This is a genomic window from Altererythrobacter sp. CAU 1778, assembly GCF_054482795.1.
The window spans coordinates 1-1536 of record NZ_JBTLRP010000007.1; the positions used below are offsets into that span (position 1 = coordinate 1).

The 1536-nt window shown below is 55.7% G+C and carries 1 protein-coding gene; it reads left to right on the top strand.

The features are described 5' to 3' along the window. The first annotated feature begins 653 nt into the window (after window positions 1-653). Entirely contained in the window at window positions 654-1181 is a 528-nt protein-coding gene (locus ACXYN8_RS13605) for a hypothetical protein (protein WP_458890013.1), read from the top strand. Window positions 1182-1536 lie beyond the last annotated feature (355 nt).

Sequence of the window (1536 nt, forward strand, 5' to 3'; positions counted from 1 at the left end):
ATCTCTCGACTCCTCGGTTGAAGGAGCCGGAATGATCGGCCTTGTTCAATCTACTCGCTACGGTCTTGCTCTGGCGTAACCCGCGCCGCCAGCACCCCTCCCGCGAAGCGGGTTCGTGCTCCGACCCATTGCGGACAAATCTTTCTAATGTCATTCTCGCTCAGATTGCATCAGCGGGAGAGAGGCAGTGACGCTTGGAAAAGTTAACAGCGGACCTTGGAAGAGCAAACGGCAACGGTACAACCGCCAAGCTCGCATCTCGCATGCTGCAAGGCTGTGTTTGGACAAACTTGCTTTTGCGAGCTTTTGCGTGGGATTGATCTCTCTTGGAGCCACAATCGCTTCTTTTGGGAACTTGTGGGATTGGCGAAGCTGGGCCGCATTGCTGATTCCCCTTATGATGGTGGGTCACGGGTTGAATTTTTCCAATGGTTGGCTGCGTTTTGCGCCCTCTACGCCGAACGATCTGTGACTACCCAACGATCGGGAAGGGGGCAGCTTTCCACCCCACCCCGGACACTCCCAGCCATACGGTGCGCGCCAAAAGCCGACTGGAAGCTATGCCTGGTCCACTGCCTAAACCGGTCGACCGGTAACGACCCCATTGCGGACGTGAGACTGGACCACTGTAAATGACGAATCTAGATTTGATCGTGATCAACACGACAACAGATGTACCGAAAGCCGAATTGCGATGGCGCGGAGGCGCATTGGGCTTTCTTCTCGTCTGCCTGTTGTTCGGGGCAAGCGCGCTCATCGGGCTAGCCGCAATCGTGCCTGATTTAGCCACCGATATGCAGGACAGCCGGCATCTCGGCTTCATCCGACTGACGCATGCCGTATCGTTTGCCGGGATAAATTTGCCGCTCGCCCTGTTGGCACTGTACCTGTTGTGGGAGGCGTTCCGCTTCGCATGGAGGTTGCTGGACAATGTTGCAGTCAAAGCGACCGATTGGGGCCTGCGATTGCACCGATCTACGCTTCAGCGATCTGTTGCCTGGGAGGACGTCAAGCAGGTTACCTTCAAAACGGTAAGCCGCGCGCCATCATTGGTTATTTTGTTGAAGACCGGAGCGACGCAGACCATTCGTGGCCTCGAAAACAGCGATTGTGCCGGAGAAGAATTCGCTGTTCTCGCGAACCAGCTCGCTAGTGATCCTGAAAGCGGCGTTGCTTCATAACGTCCGCTAACCACCCCTAAACGGACGTTCTCGGTGCCCATCGCCGGAGCAAACCTGCCGGTCCGCTTTCAGGCATCCGCAGGGAACGCCTGAACGTCTGGAATTGGGGCGCAGAGCTGTCATTCGAGGCGCTCAATCGCCGCGCGGCTCCACTTCCATTCACTTGTCCTGAAAGGGCATTGGCAAAGCTCTCGCTTTATCTAACGCCCACTCGCGCAAAACGTAATCTGGCGAGCACACCCTACGCCGCCATGCGGCAGAAAGAGATTATTAAACAATAGGGTACGCGAAGTTGTTCCTCTACAAGGAGGAGCAAGTCAATGCAAGCAAATGGCTATTTGCTACCAGCAATCGA